At 64.6% G+C, this 19910-nt stretch carries 10 protein-coding genes (1 of these 10 only partly in view); 2 read left to right on the forward strand and 8 right to left on the reverse strand.

The features are described from left to right. The 4 genes in view from J1C49_RS11695 to fabD are tightly spaced (at most 3 nt apart) and all read right to left on the reverse strand, a layout consistent with a single transcriptional unit that may run on beyond the window. On the reverse strand, positions 1–6070 hold the 5' portion of the coding sequence (locus tag J1C49_RS11695) for an SDR family NAD(P)-dependent oxidoreductase (RefSeq protein ID WP_227446009.1). Its footprint begins 3203 nt before the window's first position; the window shows 6070 of its 9273 coding nt (coding positions 1–6070); its start codon is at positions 6068–6070; the stop codon falls past the left edge of the window. Continuing rightward, on the reverse strand, positions 6067–8037 hold the full coding sequence (asnB, locus tag J1C49_RS11700; protein WP_227446010.1) for an asparagine synthase (glutamine-hydrolyzing): 1971 nt from the start codon (positions 8035–8037) through the stop codon (positions 6067–6069). The genes J1C49_RS11695 and asnB overlap by 4 nt, the downstream gene beginning before the upstream one ends. A 3-nt stretch (positions 8038–8040) precedes the next feature. Then, entirely contained in the window at positions 8041–8313 is a 273-nt protein-coding gene (locus J1C49_RS11705) for an acyl carrier protein (protein WP_227446011.1), read from the reverse strand. Further along, complete coding sequence (gene fabD / locus J1C49_RS11710; RefSeq protein ID WP_227446012.1) at positions 8306–11794, reverse strand: ACP S-malonyltransferase; 3489 nt, start codon at positions 11792–11794, stop codon at positions 8306–8308. The genes J1C49_RS11705 and fabD overlap by 8 nt, the downstream gene beginning before the upstream one ends. A gap of 506 nt (positions 11795–12300) precedes the next feature. Between fabD and J1C49_RS11715 the strand changes: the two genes are divergently transcribed. Further along, a complete protein-coding gene (locus tag J1C49_RS11715; RefSeq protein WP_227446013.1) occupies positions 12301–13419 on the forward strand; it encodes a class I SAM-dependent methyltransferase in 1119 nt (372 codons plus the stop codon). 67 nt (positions 13420–13486) lie between these two features. Here J1C49_RS11715 and J1C49_RS11720 read toward each other — a convergent pair whose 3' ends face one another. From J1C49_RS11720 to J1C49_RS11735, 4 genes are all read right to left on the reverse strand, one after another. After that, positions 13487–15229: a calcium-binding protein gene (locus tag J1C49_RS11720; RefSeq protein ID WP_227446014.1), complete on the reverse strand. Its 1743-nt coding sequence runs from the start codon at positions 15227–15229 to the stop codon at positions 13487–13489. 236 nt (positions 15230–15465) lie between these two features. Next, a complete protein-coding gene (locus J1C49_RS11725) occupies positions 15466–16698 on the reverse strand; it encodes an OmpA family protein (RefSeq protein WP_227446015.1) in 1233 nt (410 codons plus the stop codon). 188 nt (positions 16699–16886) lie between these two features. Continuing rightward, positions 16887–17651, reverse strand: a complete 765-nt coding sequence (gene pssA, locus J1C49_RS11730; RefSeq protein ID WP_227446016.1) for a CDP-diacylglycerol--serine O-phosphatidyltransferase — start codon at positions 17649–17651, stop codon at positions 16887–16889. A 2-nt stretch (positions 17652–17653) separates the two neighbouring features. Then, positions 17654–18337 (reverse strand): phosphatidylserine decarboxylase, encoded by a 684-nt coding sequence (locus J1C49_RS11735; RefSeq protein ID WP_227446017.1) that lies wholly within the window; start codon positions 18335–18337, stop codon positions 17654–17656. A gap of 500 nt (positions 18338–18837) precedes the next feature. Here J1C49_RS11735 and J1C49_RS11740 point away from each other — a divergent pair, with 500 nt between their 5' ends. Then, positions 18838–19851, forward strand: coding sequence for an NAD-dependent epimerase/dehydratase family protein (locus J1C49_RS11740; protein WP_227446018.1), 1014 nt, complete (start codon positions 18838–18840; stop codon positions 19849–19851). Positions 19852–19910: the final 59 nt, after the last annotated feature.

Consider the following 19910-nt stretch of genomic DNA (forward strand, 5'->3'; position numbering starts at 1 on the left):
ACCGGTTTTCGCCCAAGAACGGGTGCAACCGCCGCCGGAACGCTTCCGGGCGCAACACGCTCGGCGCATCCTCGAACAGTTCAACCCAGCAGCGCGTCTTCTGAAACGGATAGGTGGGAAGGGATATGCGCATGGGCGGATCGGGCCAGAGCGCATCCCACGCGACCGGCTGTCCGGCAAGCCACGCGCTGGCTGCGGTTTCTGCATCCCGGGGCGCGTCCGTGGCCGGGCTTTCGGGCAGGCTCAGGATATCGTCGACCACGGCCCAGCGCTCCGGCACGGTCTTGCAAAACGCTTCGAGACTGGCGGTCAATGCGCTCACATCGGAGACAACCACCGCAAAACGGCAGCGCAGCGCGGTGCGGCCCACCGCAAGCGTGTAAGCCAGCGCGTCCAAGTCTGTGTCCGGGCGGTCGCGCAGAAAGCCGAGAAGCCGTTCCCCGAGCGCATCCAGCGCCGCACGGGTCATTGCCGAGAAGACCACCGCCCTTGGCTGACCCGTGGCGCGCGCAGGAGCGGGTCGCTGGTATTCCTCAAGGATCATATGCGCGTTCATGCCGCCGGCCCCGATGGACGTCAGCCCGGCCCGGCGCGGCACGTCCACCCCGCGCGCATCCACCGGACGGGACCAGGCGCTCAGGGTCTGTTGCACGGTAAAGGGGGAGCGATCGAAGGGAATGGCCGCATTCAGCGTATCGGAATGCAGCGATGGTGCGATTTCGCCATGTCGCATCTGCAGGAGAACCTTGGTGAAGCCGACGATACCGGCGGCTGCGAGGAGATGTGCGATATTGGATTTGACCGAGCCGATACGGCAGGCTCCGTCGCGTCCGAAGACGTCGTGCAAAGCCGCGATTTCGATCGGATCACCAAGCTTCGTTCCCGACCCGTGCGTCTCGATATAGCTGATCGTGTCGGCCGAGACGCCGGCATCGCTGAGCGCATCGCGCACCGCCTTGGCCTGCAAGCCCGGCCGCGGCACGGTGAAGCCGTTGCGCACGCCTGCGTTGGTCATGGCGGTGCCGAGGATCACCGCCTGAATGTTGTCGCCGTCGCGCTCGGCCGCATCGAGCGGTTTGAGAAGCGCAGTCCCGACCCCTTCGCCGAGGATCGTGCCATCGGCCCCCTCACCGAAGCTGCGGATCACGTCCGCGCGGTTGGTGGTAAAGTGCTCCTGCGAGGAGGAGATCATGTTGAACGGGTGCAGCAACAGGTTCACGCCGCCGGCAAGGGCCATCCGGCATTGACCTTCGCGCAACAGCCGCACCGCGAGATCGAGGGCGGTCAGCGAGGCCGAACACATGGTATCCACAAAGAGCGACGGACCGGTCAGCCCATAAAAGTAAGAGATCATGTTGGGCATCGTGCCGGTATAGCTGCCTGACGCCCTCACGCCCCGGGTGAGCATGTTTTGCACGCCGTAGAGCCCGTAATGATTGCTCATCGTGCCCACGAGCACCCCAACATCGCCATCGGCCTTTTCAAGAAGGGTTTCGCGCGAATACCCGGCGTCTTCGAAGGTCTGCACCGCGGTTTCAAGAAGCAGCCGCACTTCCGGAGACATCATCTCCGCATCGGCTTGCGAGATATTGAAATAGCGCGGGTCGAACTGGTCGATCCCATCAAGAAAGCTGCCGGTCCGGATCGTGGACTTGCCCGCCACGCTGCGTTCCGGGAAATAGATCTCCTCATGCGGCCAGCGCTCCGGCGGAACAGGCCGGAAGGCGTGCCGCCCTTCGCGCAGTTGCTGCCAGAACCCGTCGAGGTCATCGGCACCGGGGTAGCGTCCGCCGATGCCCACCACGGCAATGTCACGCGGGCGGCGACTGGTCTGCACCGTGGGTGCCGCCAGCAGAGCGCGGGTCTCATGCCTTCCGGAGCGGTCCGATTCCGGCATCGTGGTTCTGGAGTCGGCTGATATGACAGAGGACGGGGGCGGCTCTTGGCCTGCAGCGGCGCCAAGCGCGGCGGCAATCGCATCGGGGCACTCTGCGAGCAGCGCATTGCCGATGCCGTCAAGATCCACATGTTCGAAGAACAGGGTCCGCGACAGGTCAACCGACAACCACAATTCGAGCCGCTCGATCATGTCCACGGCAATGATCGAGTCGAACCCGTAGGTGTCAAAGGGCATGTCAGCGCGGATCTGGTCCGGCTCGAGCCCCAGAACCTCCCCGAACAGGCTGCGGATTTTCGACAGGAGCGCCGGCTTCAGAGACGTATCTGGCGGGGCGAGCGGTTGCGAACCAGTCTCTGCCAAGGGTTGGGCCATCCGGCGGTCGCCCTGTTCCAGAAATTCGGTGATCGCCGCACGATCGCCATAGGCGACAGCGACCTGCTCGGGCCATTGTCCATCGGCAACATGGTCAAGCACCGCAAACCCGGCCTCTTTCGGCAACGGTTTTACACCCATACGCGCGGTCATGGCCTTGCGCGCCCGGTCATCAACCTGCATGCCGCCGTCGGCCCAGAGCGGCCAGTTGATACTCAGGCTCTTGCCATGGCGCAGGCCACGGTCACAGGCTGCTACCCGTCCGGCCATCCAGCCATCCATGAACGCGTTTGCTGCCGCATAATCGGATTGCCCAAGCGCGCCGTGAACCGCCGCGATGGATGAAAACGCGCAGAACAGGTCCAGTCGGCATTTGCGCGTCGCCGCATCAAGCGCCTCCAGCCCGGCGGTCTTCGGTGCCAGAACAGAGGCCAGAACGTCCTCTGTCTTGGTGCTGACAAGGCCATCCCGGAGCACCCCCGCGGCATGGATCACGCCGCGCAGCGGGCCGTGCCGCGTTTCGATCCGCTTGCGGATCTTGCGCAGGGCCTTGGCGTTGGTCACGTCGCAGGGCCAATCGACGATGCGCTGGTCGTGTTGCGCGGTCTCTGGCGCGGAGCGGCTCGACAGCACGACTGTCGATGCGCCCATGTCCAACAGGCGCGCCGCAAGCATGCCGCCCAAGCCGCCAGCCCCGCCGGTCACCCAGTATACCCCGCGCGGTGCCCAGGCCCGGAGTGCAGCCGCGGCCGGCAGCGCCCGCACCTCCAGACGTCGCACCAGGCGCACCCCGTCGGAGGTCATGCGTGCGTCCTCTGCGCCGCTGATCCCCGTCTCTCTCTGCACGAGCGCCTCGAGATCGCGTTCCTGGCTCTCGATGACGCGGAAGGACAGCCTTGGGTTTTCTCGCGCGATGCTCTGAAGGAAGGCCGATACCCCGCGCGCGACCGCATCGTCGACCGGCAGAATCACCAGGCTGCGGGCCGGTGCCTGCGCCGGATTCGCGAACCGCCCGAGAAGCGCCTGGCACAGGCGCGAAAGCCGCTTCGCCGCACTCACATCCACACCCGTGACCAGCGGGATCACCGGAACGCCAAGCACGGCCTTGCGAGCGGCGCGCGTGGTTTGCCAGTCGACGTCAAGACCGGGGGATGGACCGGGCACGGCGCAGAAGACCGCGTCAAACGGCGGCATCCCGCTCTGCCTTTCAGCGGGATCGGCCTCCCAGCGCGGCACAGCGAGGACAATCTGGTCATCCTGCTGACGCGTCTGGTCAATCTCTCGGGTGTGCAGCCCTCGAAGCGCGGCGGCGACGCGCCCGTCGGTGCACAGAATGTCGATGTCAAAGCACTGCGGTCCCCGCCGCACGATCACCGCGCGGGCCGGTTCGGACAGGGGCACCCGGTAAAACACGCGATCCACCGAGAAGGGCACGCCCAGAGCCTCCCCGGTTTCGAGCGCCGCAACTCCCTGAATGGCCGCGTCGAGCAAGATCGCCTGCCCCGCGCGGCTCTGTGCTGGACCCGCGATTGTCGGCAGCGACAGGGTGACCTCTGCGCGCTCCGCCTCCGCTTGCCCGCCGGACAAGGCCAGAAATGCCGCACCATGGACGATGCCTGCGGCCTGCAATCGGCGATAGCAGCGCGGAATATCGATCTCGGAGGTCGTGGGGCCGGGCCCCGCAAGCGGTTCGGGCATCGCGTCTTGGCGCGCCAACCGGCCCTTAGCACAAACTGCGCCATCGCCGGTGCGGAGCTCGAAGGCCGGTGCCGGAGACTGCTCCGAGACGTCGATATCGAGCATGATACCCTGCTTGTCCGCGACCACGGCGCGTTGCCAGATCACCGTCTCAAGCATCACCGGATTGTCACCCGGAAGCGCGTCTTCCGTGACGCGGCGCATGGCTTCGAGGATGGCCGTCCCGGGCAACACGGCCTGACCGCCGATCTGGTGATCGCGCAAAAGCGGATGGCTGCGCGGCACCGAGACAGTGAAGCGTGCATGGCGCATGGACGAGCGGTTGGTGACGGCAAGATCCGGCTCGGCCGGTCCGGCATCAAACCAGTGGCGCTGACGGTCGAACGTGTAGCCGGGCAGATGCAGCCGGGGTGCGGCGGGTCCGAACAGGGTCCAGTCAATCACGGCTCCGCCTGCCCAGACCCGCGCGAGCTTGGCGATTTTGCCCTTTTCCAACCATTTGGCGCATTTCTTGACGTCTGGCGCGGCCACGGCCTCATCCGCCACATCCGCGTGGACATGCGGATTGGCGCGCCCTTCGGCGATGTCGTTCAGGGCAGTGACAAGTGTGCCCATGTCGGCGCACAGGATCGCGGCCCGATGCGGCATCGCCTCGCGACCGGTCTGAAGCGTCCAGGCCACCGCCCGCAGCGCGCGGGCCGGCAAATCGTCGAGCGCGGTCGCAAGCGCCGCGGCCCGCGCCCGGAGCGCGCGTTCGTCACGGGCCGAAATCGGCACGATCTGGGATGCGCGCGCCTTCGGCAGTCTGGCGCGCGGCGGTCGGTCTTCAAGAACCGCATGGGCGTTGGTGCCACCAAATCCGAACGAGCTGACAGCGGCACGCCGCGCCCGGCCCCTGTCGGGCCAGCCCTGCGCCTTGTCCGCAATGCGGATCGGCGCGCCGGCGAGACGCAACAGCGGGTTTGGCCGATCAAACCCTGCGTTGGCGGGGATGCGTCCGGCCTTGAACGCGGCGATGATCTTGGCCAGCCCGGCAAGCCCCGCCGCCCCTTCGAGATGCCCGATATTGGTCTTGATCGATCCGACGCAGACATGACCTTCCGGGAGCGGCGCGGTGTTGGTCCCCGTCATCGCCGCAAGCGCGCGCTTGAGCCCGACGATCTCGATCGGATCACCGACCGGGGTGCCGGTGCCATGCGCCTCGACGAAATCCACGACATCCGGACCAAGACCGGCGCGCGTCCAGACATCGGCCATGAGATCGGCCTGTGCCTGCGGGTTGGTCACCGTCAGCCCGCCTGAACGCCCGCCATGGTTGATGCCCGTGGCGCGGATCAGGGCGTGGATCGGATCGCCATCCGCCTGCGCATCGCGGACCCTCTTGAGCAGCACGACCACCGCGCCTTCGCCGCGCACATAGCCGTTTGCCGCCGCATCGAACGCCCGCGACTGGCCGGTCTTCGACAACATGCCGTTGCGGGTGAACGCTTCGAAGTGGTCCGGCGACCAGATCAGGTTGGCCGCGCCTGCAAGAGCCGCATCGCATTGCCCGTGCTGAAGCGCCTGCGTTGCCTGGTGCAGCGCGACCAGAGCGCTTGAACAAGCGGTATCATTAACCACGCTCGGCCCGGAAAAATCGAATTGGTACGACACCCGGTTGGCGAGGATCGAAGGCGCGATACCGGTGGGCATGTAGGGGTCAGCGGGTGCGGCCCGCCGTCCCATCATCTCCATGTAGTCCCAGTGACAACAGCCCATGAACACGCCGGTGCGCGGTCCTTTGAGCTGTGCCGGCGTGAGACCCGCATCCTCGATCGCGTTCCAGGACAGGTCCAGCAGGAACCGCTGCTGCGGGTCCATCGCCTTGGCTTCGCGCGGCGAAATCCCAAAGAATGCAGGGTCGAACCCGTCCGCCTCGTCGACAAAACCACCCCAGTATTGCGTGTCCGGGTCAAACCCGGCGCTGCGCCGCATCTCGGGCAGCGGCGTGATCATCGACCTGCCGGAGGACAGGATCGACCAGAGAGCATCGAGCGTTTCCGCGCCGGGAAGCCGCAATGCGAGCCCGATGACGGCAACAGGCTCTGCGCGCGCGCTCATGCCATGCACCGCTCGTCGCGGGCCACAGTCAAGCGCGCCCGCACGTCCGAGGTCACTGCCACCGGGCGTGCGCTGCGTTCGGCGAACTGGCGTTGCAGCAGGCTGTGCGAGAGAAGGTAGACGAAGGCCTGGTTTTCGCGCACGCTGATCCGCTCGGGTGGCTGCGTCGTGATCTTGCGCACCAGCGCGGTGGCAAACCGCGTATCGATCAGCGGATCCTTGGCAAGCTCGGCCTCGGACAGCAAAAGCTCCATGTAGTCGGGTCGTTCGGCAACAAAGGACGCGGAATCCGGCGCGCGATACGGGTGCTTGTGCCGGTTCAGGATTTCGGTGGGCACCTCTGGGAAAGCCTGCTTGAGCAACCCTTTTTCCGTCCAGCCCCCGTCAAAACGCAGGTTCACCGCCCGGGCCAGCCGCACCACGGAGGGATCGAGGAACGGGCAGCGGTTTTCAACGCTGTGAGCCAGCCCCATGCGCTCTCCCTGGGTCGACAGCAGATAGCCCGACAGCAGTGTCTTGAATTCCAGCCACTGGGCCTTTTCCACCGGGGTCAGACCGTCAAATTCCGGCGCATCGGCGGCCAGCGCCACAAGCGGCGCGAACGCGTCTTCGGTTTCACCCGCCAGAAGGCGCAAGGCGAACCGGCCGTTCTGAAACCGGATCTCGTGCGAGAACAGTCCCGGCAGGCTTTCCTTGAGATAGTTCTGATAGAGTCCCATGAGCGGGCCATGGGTCGCGTCGCTGAAATGCCCCAGATAGGGGTTCAGACCGGCGATCCTTGTCTTGCGCTCTTCGGGTGAAAGCGTGTCCCATGTGCGGCGCAACAAGACCTCGCGAAACAGGCTGTAGCCAAGGAATACCTCGTCGGCGCCCTCGCCGCTCAGAACGGTCTTGATCCCGGCGCCCTGCACGCGGCGCGACAACAGATACATCGGGACAAAAGCCGTGCGGAAAACCGGAACCTCGGCGTGATAGAGCGCGGCGGGAAAGGCATCGCAGACATCCCGCGGCGTGATGCGCAGGGCTTCATGGGTGCTGTCCAGCCGGTCCGACATCAGCTTCTGGTATGGTGCCTCGTCGAGATGGGCATCCTCGAATTCCACCGAAAAGGTCGAGAGCGGATAGCCGCTGTGTTCTGCGGCGATCTGCGCAACGATGGCACTGTCCAGACCACCGCTGAGATAGACCCCAACCGGCACATCACTGCGCAGCCGCATGGTCACGGCCTGCCGCACCCGCGCGCGGATCAGCGCAACCGCGTCGTCGACATGCGCCACCGTTGCATCGGTTTCGAAATCGAGCGCGGCATAGGGTTCACAGGTGACTTGCGCATCCGGGCGCAGGCGCATGACATGCCCCATCGGCAAGGCCCGCACGCCTTGCCACGCTGTCTGTTCGGGCAGCGGGGTCCAGCAGGCAAGGATTGATGCGATCTGGGCGCGGTCCGGAGAGAAACGGAACCCCGGCACCTCGAGAAAGGCTTTCATTTCTGACGCAAACCAGAGCCGCCCGTGATGGCGCATCCAGAACAGAGGACGCTTGCCGAACCGGTCGCGCGCCAGCACAAGCTCGCGGGTTTCACGGTCCCACAGGGCAAAGGCAAAAGAGCCGTTCAACCGCGACAGGCAGTCCACGCCCCAATGGCGCCAGGCGGCCAGAAGCACCTCCGTGTCACATGTGGTGCGGAAACGCGCGCCCTCATCAATGAGCGCATCGCGCAGTTCGATGTAATTGTAGATCTCGCCATTATAGGTGATCCAGAAGCGGTCCTGCGCATCCGCCATGGGCTGTTGGCCATGGGCCAGATCGAGGATGCTGAGCCGGACATTTCCAAGCGCCGCGCCGTCGTCGATGGCGTATCCAGCCTCATCCGGGCCGCGATGCCCGATCCGTCCAAGCATCGCCACGAGCGTTTCGGGATCCGGCGTGGGTTGTGACAATGAAAGCGATCCAACGATCCCGCACATGGCTCAGCCAGTCACGGGCATGGTGCCAGCACTCTGTTGCAGGCACTCAACCATGCGCTCCAGAGACACCATGACGTTGCCGAGGATGGCATCATCATCAAACGCGACGCCGAACTCGGTTTGCAGGAACTCCACAAGCTGCACATAGCCGAAACTGTCCATGATACCGGCTTCGAACAGGTTGGTGTCATCCTCGAAATCAACGCCATGCTGAACAAGGAACTGGTCTTCGACATAGGCGCGGATCTTGAGGGCTTGGGGCGAGGCATCAGGCATGGGCAGGCTCCGGAATGAGGCGGGTAATCGCGGTTTCGAGTTTCTGTGCAGTGCCTTCGAGCAGCCGAAGGGTGACCGCCGAGACCGTTCGGGCCCGCCAGTCTTCCAGCGGCTCGCCACGGATCCACTGGTTGAACGCGCCCATGGACCGGCCGCAGTGGATCTGGAAATCGACTTTGCGCGCCGCGACGCCTTGCAGGGCGAGGCGCCCCGAGAGGCCAAAATACCACCGGAAGACATAGGCCATCTTCTGTTTCGGCACGCGCTCGGCATGGGCTATGGCCTCCGGTGGCCAGTAGTCGCAGCATTCCTTCCAGACCGAGTCGAAACTGCGCTGGAAATACTTGTCCTCGATCTGCTGACGCGAGCGGGCGTCGATATCCTCAAGACAGTCGTGGCGCATGTAGAGTTCGAACAGGCGGTTGGCGCGCGCCGGAAAGAACACCCCGCGGCGCAGAACCTGTACCCGCGCGCCGATCTCGAACATGTCACCGGCTGGCGCATAGGCGGTGTCCTGCACCTCCGCTTCTGCCAGCATCTGTTTGACGAGATCCGAGGTTCCGGCCTCGCGTGTGCATTGGTTGATGGAGCCGGTCACCAGATATTCGGCGCCCAGCATCAGCGCGGATGCCGCCGCCTCGGGCGTGCCGATCCCGCCACCGGCCCCGATGCGCACAGAGGCGGCGTAGCCCTGTTCGCTGCGGATGCGATCACGCAGGCGACAGATCGCGGGGATCAACACCGCGGCAACCCCCTGATCCGTATGTCCTCCGGAATCGGCTTCCACGGTGATGTCGTCAGCCATCGGGATATGCGCGGCCAAGGCCGCCTCCTCCGGGCCGATCCCGCCCTCCCGCAGAAGCTCGGCCACAAGCTCCGCCGGGGGCGGGCTGAGAAACGCGATGGCCACTTCGGGTCGCGAGAGCTTGGCCACGATGCGGTTGACGATGTGGATGGCGCCACCGTCGCGCTGAAGTCCGCTGAGGCGGTAGCGCACAAGGTCCTTCGAAATGCGCACATAGGCGGAAGCCTCGATCCGGCGCACACCGTGTTTGAGAAACAGCGCGACATTGGCCGCCTCGTTGGATCCGTTCAGCAGGTTCATGCCCCAGGGCGCGTCGCGATCCAGCTGTTTTTGCAGATCGAGAATGGCCTGTTCGACGCGCTCCGGAGACAGCCCGCCCGAGCCAAAGAAGGACAGGATGCCCGCTCTGGCGCAGGCCACCACCCAGGGCACGCTCGCAATACCATGCACCATCGCCCCGCAGATATGCGCGTAGCGGGTGTTATGCGCCGTTCGGAATGCGGCTGACCCAAGCGTTTCCGCTGCGAAGCCAAGGCCCCGACGGATTGCCGGGGCGGGGCTGATGGCGACGCGCTCGGCCACGGGCTGCGCCGGAGCGGGGGCCGTTTTGTCAGCATCCTCAGCAAGCGCCAGTGGCGCCGCGCGGCTTGCGTCTGACGGTGCGGGATTGGGCGGCGTTGCGGCTTCAGCTTCATCGACGCGCACCGTTGCCGTCGAGGGCGTCTCTGGCCGATCCCGCTTCGCGGGGCGCGGGGTCCAGCTTGCGCGGGTCTCCGCAATCATGTTCGCAAGAACAGGCTTGGGCGCGATTTCGGTGAACGTATCGACGCCGGCTTCGAGCATGTGCTCCACGCAGCCGACCCAATCCACCGGGCGCGAAACCAGCCGCACCATGCCAAAGGCGACGCTGTCCGGGCCATGCGGACGACCGGTGACATTGGACAGAACCGGGATCACCGGGGCGCCGATCCGATGGCTGGCCACAGCCTGCGCAAAAGCTTCTTCCGCCGGACGCATCAGCCGCGAATGGAACGCGCCCCCCACCGGAAGCGCAATGACGGCCTTGGCCCCGGCACGCTCGAGAGGGTCTCGGGCGGCGGCGACCTGGGCCGCGTCGCCGGAAATCACCAGCTGGGATGGGGTGTTGATATTTGCGAGGTCCACCGCATCGAGACCCTGCGCTGCCAGAACCTGCGTGATGACATCGCGGCCCAGACCGAGAACGGCGGACATCGCGCCCGCCGGCGCATCGCCCATCAGCGCGCCACGGGTTTTCACGATCTTCAACCCGGTCGCAAAATCAAACGCGCCGCCGGCCACAAGCGCATTCAACTCGCCGAGGGAATGCCCCGCGAGCATGTCCGGCGGATCGGCGCTTTCGAGATGTGCGCGATAGGCCAGAGCGTTGACCACAAAGAGCGCGGGCTGGGTATAACGCGTGTCGCGCAGGCGCCCATCGGGATCGTCGCGGCAAAGCGCGGCGATGGAATATCCCAGAATGTCGTCGGCCTCGGCCGTCTGCTCCTGGTAGCGTGCAAACAATGCCTCGCCCATACCCCGGATCTGCGCCCCTTGCCCGGCGAAAACCACCGCGCGCCTCTTTGCGGGCGCTGGTTCGTCGACACGTGGCGCGGCGGGGGCCGCAAGCGGCACGGATGCGCTCGCGTCGGTGGTCATGGTGAGTGCGGTCTCTACACGGCGCAGATTGTGAAGTTCCGCATCCCCGGACGCGTAGGGAGAGAGAATGGCATGGCCGACCACGGTGGCCGGCAACGCTACCGCCTGCCGCACCAAAGTGGCCTGGCTCCCCGATGGCCCAAGGTCGACGAGCGCCTGTAGCCCCGGCAGCTCCGTCAATTGCGTGGCAGCCTCGACAAATCGGATCCTGTCGCGTCCGACCGCTGCAAAATGCCCGGGCGTGACGCGGGTGACAACGCGCCCTGTCCGGCAGGAAATCCACGGGATCTTCGGAGCGGCAAACGACTTGGCGGCAAAGATGGCGTCGATCTCCGCCGCAGCGCGATCCATGCCGGGGCCGTGAAAGGCATGTGTCACCGGCAAGGCAATGGCGGCGATGCGGGAGGTCGCGGCTTGTCCTGCGAGTTCTGCAATCGCATCGGGCGACCCGGACACAACCACATTGTCCGGCCCGTGGACGCCGGCAAGCGTCAACGCGCCACTGCATTCCCGACAAAGCCGCTCCACGCGCGCCTCGCCTGCCATGACCGCGAGCATGCGTCCGGGCGGACAGGCTTTGGCCACCGCCTGCGCGGCTCCGGCGACGCAATCAAGCATATCCTCTGCACCGATCGTTCCGGCGACAACGGCGGCGGCGCATTCGCCGAGCGAACTGCCAAGGACGGCCTGCGGAACAACGCCGGCGGCGATCAGTCTTTCGGCCAGCGCAATCTCGAGCATGAAGATCGCGGGATGGGTGAGGACGGTCTGATCAAAAGGCGCATCCTTGCCGAGGGCATCGTCGTAAAGACGCTCCAGAACCGATTGGTGCCCGCCGGACGTGAGATGCGCGTCGAGCCGCTCCATCGTCCGACGGAATCCCGGCTCCCCATCATACAGCGCGCGGCCCATCTGGGCGTATTGGAACCCCTGTCCCGGAAAGAGAAAGGCCACCCCATCGCCCACTGGCGCCGTGTATCGGGATGGCCGGACATTCATGACAGCGGCACCTCGATACACGTAAAACGTGCAAGTGCGGAGGGTTCAGCCATCTCGGAGAAAGGCCGGGGGCAAGAGATCGAGCCGGGGAGAGAATCGGGAAAAAACATACAACACCGTCAATTACTTAGACCACGCAAGCGCTATTCGAACGTCGGCAAGCACGTCATCCACGTTTAGAGACGCACAACCTTAACGTCAATTTTTATTCACTTATACTCGCTAAGTTTGTTCATTCTCTACCTGTGGCGGCCAGATATTAATCATCCTAAAATTGTGGACTCTTCATTGACAGAAGGCCGCACAACCCCGTAGCGTTGACCCAAAGTCACCCGGTTTGCCTGAGACCGGGTCGAAAAGATCGGGATGATCGAAAATCCCACAGCGCTCTGGCGGATCGGCATCGCAAAAGCGGCTTTCGACATTCAGGTGCCAAGGCAGGTCAAAAAGCGGATCAACAAAACACCCTGCGGGTCCCCACGCAAAGGTCAGACAAGGGAACGACCATGGATGCACCGACAAGCAAGGCCCGTGAATTCCGCATCAACCTTATGGATGCCCTGCAGCGACGCGTGACCGGGGACGCGCTTCCCGACGGGTTCAAGCCGGATAACTGGCTCTGGCAATGCTTTCCGAAACGGACATGGGCGCTGGAGTTTCTTGCCCTGCGGACGCTTGTCGCCCTGGCGCTTTGCGTGGTGCTTTGGGGCCACGGGTGGGCGGTTGCCGCGGTTCTGGCGCTGCATTTCCTGCCGACGCTGTACCAGCTCACGCGCATGACCGTGTCGCGCACCTTTGGCTCCAATGTCATGATGCCGGTCGTGTTTTTGGGCATGATGCTGGTGGCACTCGCACAAAAAGCCGTGCAATTCGGCCTGCTGATCGGTGGTGCGGCGCTGCTTCTTCTGGCCGAAGGTATTTGGTGGCAAGCGCTCGGCTTGCTGATGATCTATGGTTTTCTGATGGATCTGGAGGTCGACCGCTGGTTCCGTGCGCGCCAGCATTTCAACCCCGAGATCCAGAAAGGATTCAGCCGCCGTCCCTTGAGCCGAGCAATCGCGCAATCCGCCGTTGCCCATCCCGCACCCAAGGTGCTCGACGTGGCATGCGGGGATGGCAGCAGCTTTCTGGCCCATATCAGCGATGCTATCGCGGAGGCCGGCGGTCAAACCGTCGGGGTTGATTCCAATCCGAACGGGATCGCCGCAGGCCGCGCGAAATTCCCCGGGCTGGACCTGCATGTCGGCGACGCCGTCGCCCTGCCCTTCGAGGACGAGAGCTTTGACGTGGTCACCAGTTTTGGCGGCGTCAACCAGCAAGCCATGGGCAGCAAGGCGCTGGCCGAGCTGTTCCGCGTTTGCAAAACCGGGGGCACCGTGTTCCTGCTCGATGAGCAACTCGCACGGGGAAGTTCATGGATCGAGCGACAGCATTTCTATCGCACGATTACCTCCACGAGTTCGAATTCATGGATGCTCGATGAAGCGCCGGTGAATTACCTGCCGCCCGAAGCCGGCAATCTCAGGGTTGTTCAAGCGGGGAGTTCCTACTACATCCTGCGGGCCGACAAGATGAAGCGCGACATCTCTGTTGCGACCGCTGCCCCGGAGGCGCTGCGCGCGTGATCCGAGGGCGTGGCCCCCTCACGGCGACCGGGTCCGGGGGTTCCCTCCCGCAGGCAGCGCATGCTCGTCAAAGAAAGTCGAAATCGCTTTCGGACAGGCGCGACACGTCGACCCCCTCCAGCATCACCGCATAGCGGTAAGAGCTCGCCGCCCAATCGTTCGCGCTGACCTGCTCGTGTCCGATCAGGACACCGCTGGCGGTTTGCAGAATGGTCAGCGCGTCAAGCGCCACCCCTTCGAGCACAAGCCGATCTTCGCCCGGCACAAAATCCGCAACGAGGTCATGGCCGGGATCACGGTTGAAGCGAAAGACAAAGGCATCGGCCTCCGCACCGCCTGTCAGGCTGTCATTGCCATCACCCCCCGCCAGCGTATCGCGCCCCGCACCGCCGTCCAGCGTATCGTTGCCACGATCCCCGAAGAGCCGATCGGAGCCATCGCCCCCGAAAAGCCGGTCGTTGTTGTTGTTGCCGCTCAGGCTGTCATTGCCATCGCCGCCCGACAGGGTATCGCTGCCATCGCCACCCTGAACAGTGTCGGCACCTTCGCCCGCATCGATCCAGTCGCTGCCGGCCCCGCCGTAAAGGGTATCCTGCCCGAAACCGCCAATCAGCCTGTCCGCGCCCTGCCCGCCAAAGACAAGGTCGTGACCGCCGCCGGCATCGACGCTGTCATCATCCGCACCGGCCCAGATGCTGTCCGCACCCCAGCCGCCCAGAACGCTGTCGGCCCCGGTGCCGCCAAACAGACGGTCGTTGCCAAATCCACCATCGACCGTATCGGCCCCGTCACTCCCGTAAAGCGTGTCGGACGCACTGCCGCCGGTCAGCAGGTCGCGCCCGTTTCCGCCGGTGAGGCTGTCCGCGCCACCGCCCCCGGCAACGGTGTCGTCGCCGTCGCTGCCGTGCAGGGTGTCGGAGCCGCCCCCCCCCTCCAGAAGGTCGTTACCGTCCCCCCCTGAAGACAGGTCATCGCCGCTCCCGGCATCCACACTGTCATTGCCGGACCCGGCCCAGATCGTATCGTCGCCGGAATTGGCGCGCATCCGGTCGTCACCATCGCCGCCCGCGATCCGGTCGTGACCGGCCCCGCCGCTCACCGTATCGTTGCCGGTGCCGGATTCGATCCGGTCATCTCCGGCATTGCCGCTGACGCTGTCATCACCGTCTCCACCGGTCACCCAATCATCACCCGGACCGCCGCTGACCGTATCCGCTCCGGTGCCCCCGGAGATCCGGTCGATTCCGGCGCCGCCGATCACGAGGTCATTGCCCGCGCCACCGGCCATCCAGTCATTGCCATCGCCGCCGAAAAGCCGGTCATGGTCATGGCCGCCGGTCATGCGGTCATTGCCATCGTCTCCGAAAATCAGATCGTTGCCCGGTCCGCCATTGACCCAATCGTTGCCGAGATCACCCTTGATCGTGTCGTTGCCATGGCCGCCATCGGCGCGGTCATCGCCGCCGCCTGCGTCAAGCGAGTCGTTGCCTTCACCGCCCGCCAGAACATCGCCCGCGTCGTGCCCGGCAAGCCGGTCGTCACCATCGCCGCCCGCAAGCCTGTCCCGGTCGGAACCGCCTTCGATCACATCGTTCCCGGCACCACCGTTCAGGATGCCGATCCCCTCGCCGCCAAGGAGCGTGTCGTTTCCGTCGCCGCCATTGAGCTTGTCGATCCCGGCAAGCCCGAGCAGCAGGTCATCGCCCGCGAGACCGTTGATGATCTCTTCACCGTCCGTGCCGGTGAGTGTGTCGGAGGTCTCCTGCCCCGTCAAAACACGGGGCGACCAGCTATCGGGGATCTGGAACATGATCTGCTGCGCACTCGTCTTCTATTTTCCGAAAACGAAGAACCTCAAAATCGCGGCATAATTAAGTCATGGTTAACCGGATTTTTCATGCATCGACAGCCACTGTGGCCACGGTGTCACAAACACCACGTCACAAGCACCACGTCACAAGCACCGTGTCACAAGCACCGTGTGATAGCTCCGGGTCGGGTAGCCCGGCGGCGGAACAGGCCCGACCGGGCCCCCGCGATCCTGTTTCACCCCGTGCAGGAGATTTCCACCCGCCGGTTCAGTGACCGGCCCGCCTCGTCCGCGTTGCTGGCAATCGGTGCGTCCTCCCCCCGCCCCGAGGCGGAGAGGCGCGCGGCATCGAGACCCAGCGCCACCAACGCAGCCACAACCGATTGTGCCCGGCGTTCGGACAGGGCACGATTGTACGCCGCGTCCCCCTCGCTGGAGGAGTGTCCGATAATCTCGATCCGGGTCGCATCGTTTGCCCGCAATCCTGCATGAAGATCGGCAAGGATCTGGTTCGATTCCGGCCGGATGGCGGCGCTGTCGAAGTCAAAGCCGATCCCGTGCACGACGGAGCCACATCCCAGGGTCGGAACCTCTGGCTCCAGACATTTGGGTGGCTGCTCGGAGCGTGTGCCATCATAGGGTTTGAACGGAGCGCCATTGCTGGACCGCAAACCGCGGAATCCGCCTTCGGCATCGGCAATCAGGATGAATTGCGACGGCACCCCGGCGCTGTCCGCCCCCAAGGCACGCAGAATCGGCCCCGTAACCGTGCCGGTCAGCGTGGCGTTGCCATCATAACAACCGCTGACCGTGGCGCCATTCTGTGCAAGTTCCATTTTCACGCCGCGCCCGCCCCACACACCGCCAAACGTCTCGGACAGGGGGGCCGCGCGCTGGGTTCCGGTCCCGATGATCTCGGAAAACTCCATGAATGTCTGGTCGCGCTGGATGTCGATCCCGCCCCGCAACCGAAGGCGCACCCATTGCACCTCAGGCCTTTCAGAACGCATCTCGAGCGCGGTGAACTGCCCCTTCTCGTCATGGGTCGCGAGCACTGCACCGGCCAACGGAACAAACGGCCCCTCCGGCCCCTCGGAGGCACCCAACACCGTGACCTCCCGGAAAAAGGTCTGAGAGGGACTGGGGGTTTCCAGAATGTTGGGCACCGCGAACCCGTCAAACACGGTGGGGGCCGGCAACGAGACGGTGATCTCCAGCACGTCCTCCGGCGTGGCGGGTTTGCGCAGCGCCACAAAGCCGGAATGGTCCCCGTCGATCATGGCAAGGGCCTGATCCATCCCGACGCGCATATCCGTCCCGGTGGAGGTGATCGCAATGGGAAGCGCGCCTTGCGCAAATGACAAAAGATCGGCCCGCGTTTCGTCCTGGGCCGACGCGCTGTTCGAGCCCCCCAGGACAGCGAGGGCAATGGCGAGGCTCGCAAAAATAGTCCGAGAACGGTGCGGCATGTAATCCTCCGCGATAGGCATGAATGCGGTCAGGGTAACGCAAATCGGTGCCTTCTGTCACCTGTCCACACAAATGGCACGCCGCACCGCCTGCGCGGCCGCCGCCATGCGCGGGAGTATCAGCCATGACAGGATGTCGAATGTCGGCGAGACCGGGGACCGAACAGAGCCGCTCCACCCTGCTCGGGTCAGAAAAATACGCTGCCCCGCCGGCGCAGCACCGCCTGCAACACCACGCCGAGATAGAGCATGTTGAGCACCACCAGCAAAAGCCAAGGGCGGGTAAAGAGCAGTCCGATCACGATCACCGTGGCACAGAGGATCAGGACCGCGAGCCTGCGCGGAACCTTGATGGCCCGTGGCGACGGTGTCCGCAGACGCGAAATCATCAACACGCCGACAAAGCACAGCCAGACCATCACGCCAAACGGTGCCGATCCGGCCTCGAAAACACCGGCAAGTGTCAGGAACACCGGCAAGAGCGCCAAAGACGCACCCGACGGCGCAGGCACGCCGACAAAATACATTTTCGGGGCGGGTTCGCGATCGGCTTCGCCCTTGGCGACGTTGAAGCGCGCCAGCCGCAAACAGGCGGCGGCCGAGAAGAGCAGCACAGTCACCCAGCCAATCCCGGATCCCTGCGAAAGATGCATCTGGTAGACGACAAGGGCGGGTGCCACACCAAAGCAAAGGAAATCCGAAAGCGAATCGAGCTGCGCGCCCATCGGCGATTCCGCACCAAGCCGCCGCGCCACCAGACCGTCGAGCCCATCGACAAGCGCGGCGAGCAATATCAGAAAGACAGCCAGTGCAAAGCGCCCCTCGATGGCAAACCGAATGGCGGTCAGCCCGAGACTCATGCCAAGCAGCGTCACCATGTTCGGCAAGAGCAGGAGCAGCGAAACCGATCGATGCTCCGAACCGATCTCCGTGTCGCGCGGCTCTTGCGTCATGCTTACGCCTCGTTCTGCTGGCCGGAGAGGTCGGCAATCACCGTTTCGCCGGCAACCATCGTCTGGCCGATGCGCACCGTGGTCGTCGCGCCGTCAGGCAAATAGACATCGAGCCGCGAGCCAAAGCGGATCAGGCCAAAACGCTCTCCCCGCGACAGGGTTTGCCCCGCCTCGGACCAGCACAGGATCCGGCGTGCGACCAGCCCGGCGATCTGAACGACGCCGTAGTTTCGCCCGTCAGGCAGGACCACATGAAGGCCATTGCGCTCGTTGTCTTCGGAAGCCTTGTCGAGCGACGCGTTGAGGAATTTGCCCGGACGGTAGGCCACGGTCTCGATCCGGCCCTCGGTGGGCAGGCGGTTCACATGGCAGTTGAAGACCGACATGAAGACCGAGATGCGCAAGCGCGGCTCCGGCCCAAGCCCGAGCTCTGCCGGCGGCACGGCGGGTTCCAGAAGCGAGACCACCCCGTCAGCGGGCGACACCATCACATCGGCACGGGTCGGCGAGACCCGTTCTGGATCGCGGAAGAAGTAATAGACCCAGACCGTCAGGCCTGCGCCCAGCCAGCCCAGCGGCTCCCAGACCCAGAACAGGGCAAGGGTCAACACGGCAGCAATGGCAACGAAACGCCGACCCTCGGGATGCATGGGTTTGACGAAGGTGGAAAGCATTGAAACGGACATGGGACCTCGGAGCAGGAAAACAGCACTGTAGTAAACGAGCGTGGCGCGGATGCAATGCTCACGGCCCGTCACCTTCTGTCACACGCTCGCCCCTTGCCGGAGCCCGCGGCACGGCTCGCGCCTGAAAGCCGGGCAGTGCCGATGCGCCTCGGTCACGGGATACGCGGCGCCCATGGCTTCGGGTTCGGCAAAAAAGGAGATGGGCGCTGGGACAGCGAACAGCCCCATGCCTGGCGGGGTCTGCCACACACGACCGACAGCACAGCCGCGATCCCATGCTGGACAATTGCATGGCGGGCTGGCACATCCAGCCAAAGTGGCCCGGCAGCGCCCGCGTGACCCACCGGGCGACGCCGCATTCCGACGACGGCGCGCGATGAACGCGGTCACGCATGGCCCGTCCCGCAGAGGCCCGCCGAACGCCGGGCGCATGGGGACGCGGGCCCGGACATGCAGACGGCCACCCCGGCCACAGTCGTTTTGATCGAGGATAACAGCGCTTGAAAAAGGTCCTTATCACCGGCACGGCCGGCTTCATCGGTTTCCACCTTGCGCGGCAACTCCTGCGCGATGGCTTTTCCGTGCACGGTTTCGACGGGATGACAGACTACTACGATGTCCGTCTCAAACAGCGCCGCACCCAGATCCTGCTGCAATCCGAAGGGTTTGCATTCACCGAAGGCATGCTTGAGGATGACGCGCTCCTGCGCCGTGTGGCGGACGACGTCCAGCCGGACATGATCGTGCATCTCGCCGCGCAGGCCGGGGTTCGGTACTCTTTGGAGAACCCGCGCGCCTATATCGACAGCAACGTGGTCGGCACCTTCAACGTCATGGAAATCGCGCGCGAATACGCGGTCCAGCATCTGCTGATGGCGTCGACCTCCTCCGTCTACGGCGCGAACGAGCAGATGCCCTTCCGGGAGACAGACAAGGCAGATGCGCAGCTGACGATCTATGCCGCCACCAAAAAGGCGAATGAGAGCATGGCGCATTCCTATGCGCATCTGTGGGATATCCCGACGACGATGTTCCGCTTCTTCACGGTCTATGGAAGCTGGGGGCGGCCTGATCTTGCGCTGTTCAAATTCGTCGATGCGATCCTCGAAGGCAGGCCAATCGATATCTACAACCATGGCGAGATGTATCGCGATTTCACCCATATCGACGACCTTGTGCGCGGCATTCGCCTGCTGATGGATGCGGTGCCCGAGCGCCCGGCCTCGCCCGACAACATCGCCGAGAACGACACGCTGTCCCCGGTGGCCCCGTTCCGCGTGGTCAATATCGGCAATTCGGAGAAGGTGCGGCTGCTCGATTTCGTCGAGGCGATCGAGGCGGAGCTGGGGATCGAGGCAAAGCGCAACTACATGGATATGCAACCCGGCGATGTGCCTGCGACCTGGGCCGATACAAGCCTGCTGCAATCGCTCACCGGGTATCGCCCCTCGACGAATGTGCGCGACGGGATTGCTGAATTCGTCGCTTGGTTCCGGGACTATTACGGCAAGTGATCCGGCCCGACGGGCGCCATCTGGCGCGGAAGCGGCGCAAAGCTGAGCCGCCGACCGAT

Source organism: Cognatishimia sp. F0-27 (assembly GCF_020667845.1).
Lineage (GTDB): Bacteria > Pseudomonadota > Alphaproteobacteria > Rhodobacterales > Rhodobacteraceae > JAFMPQ01.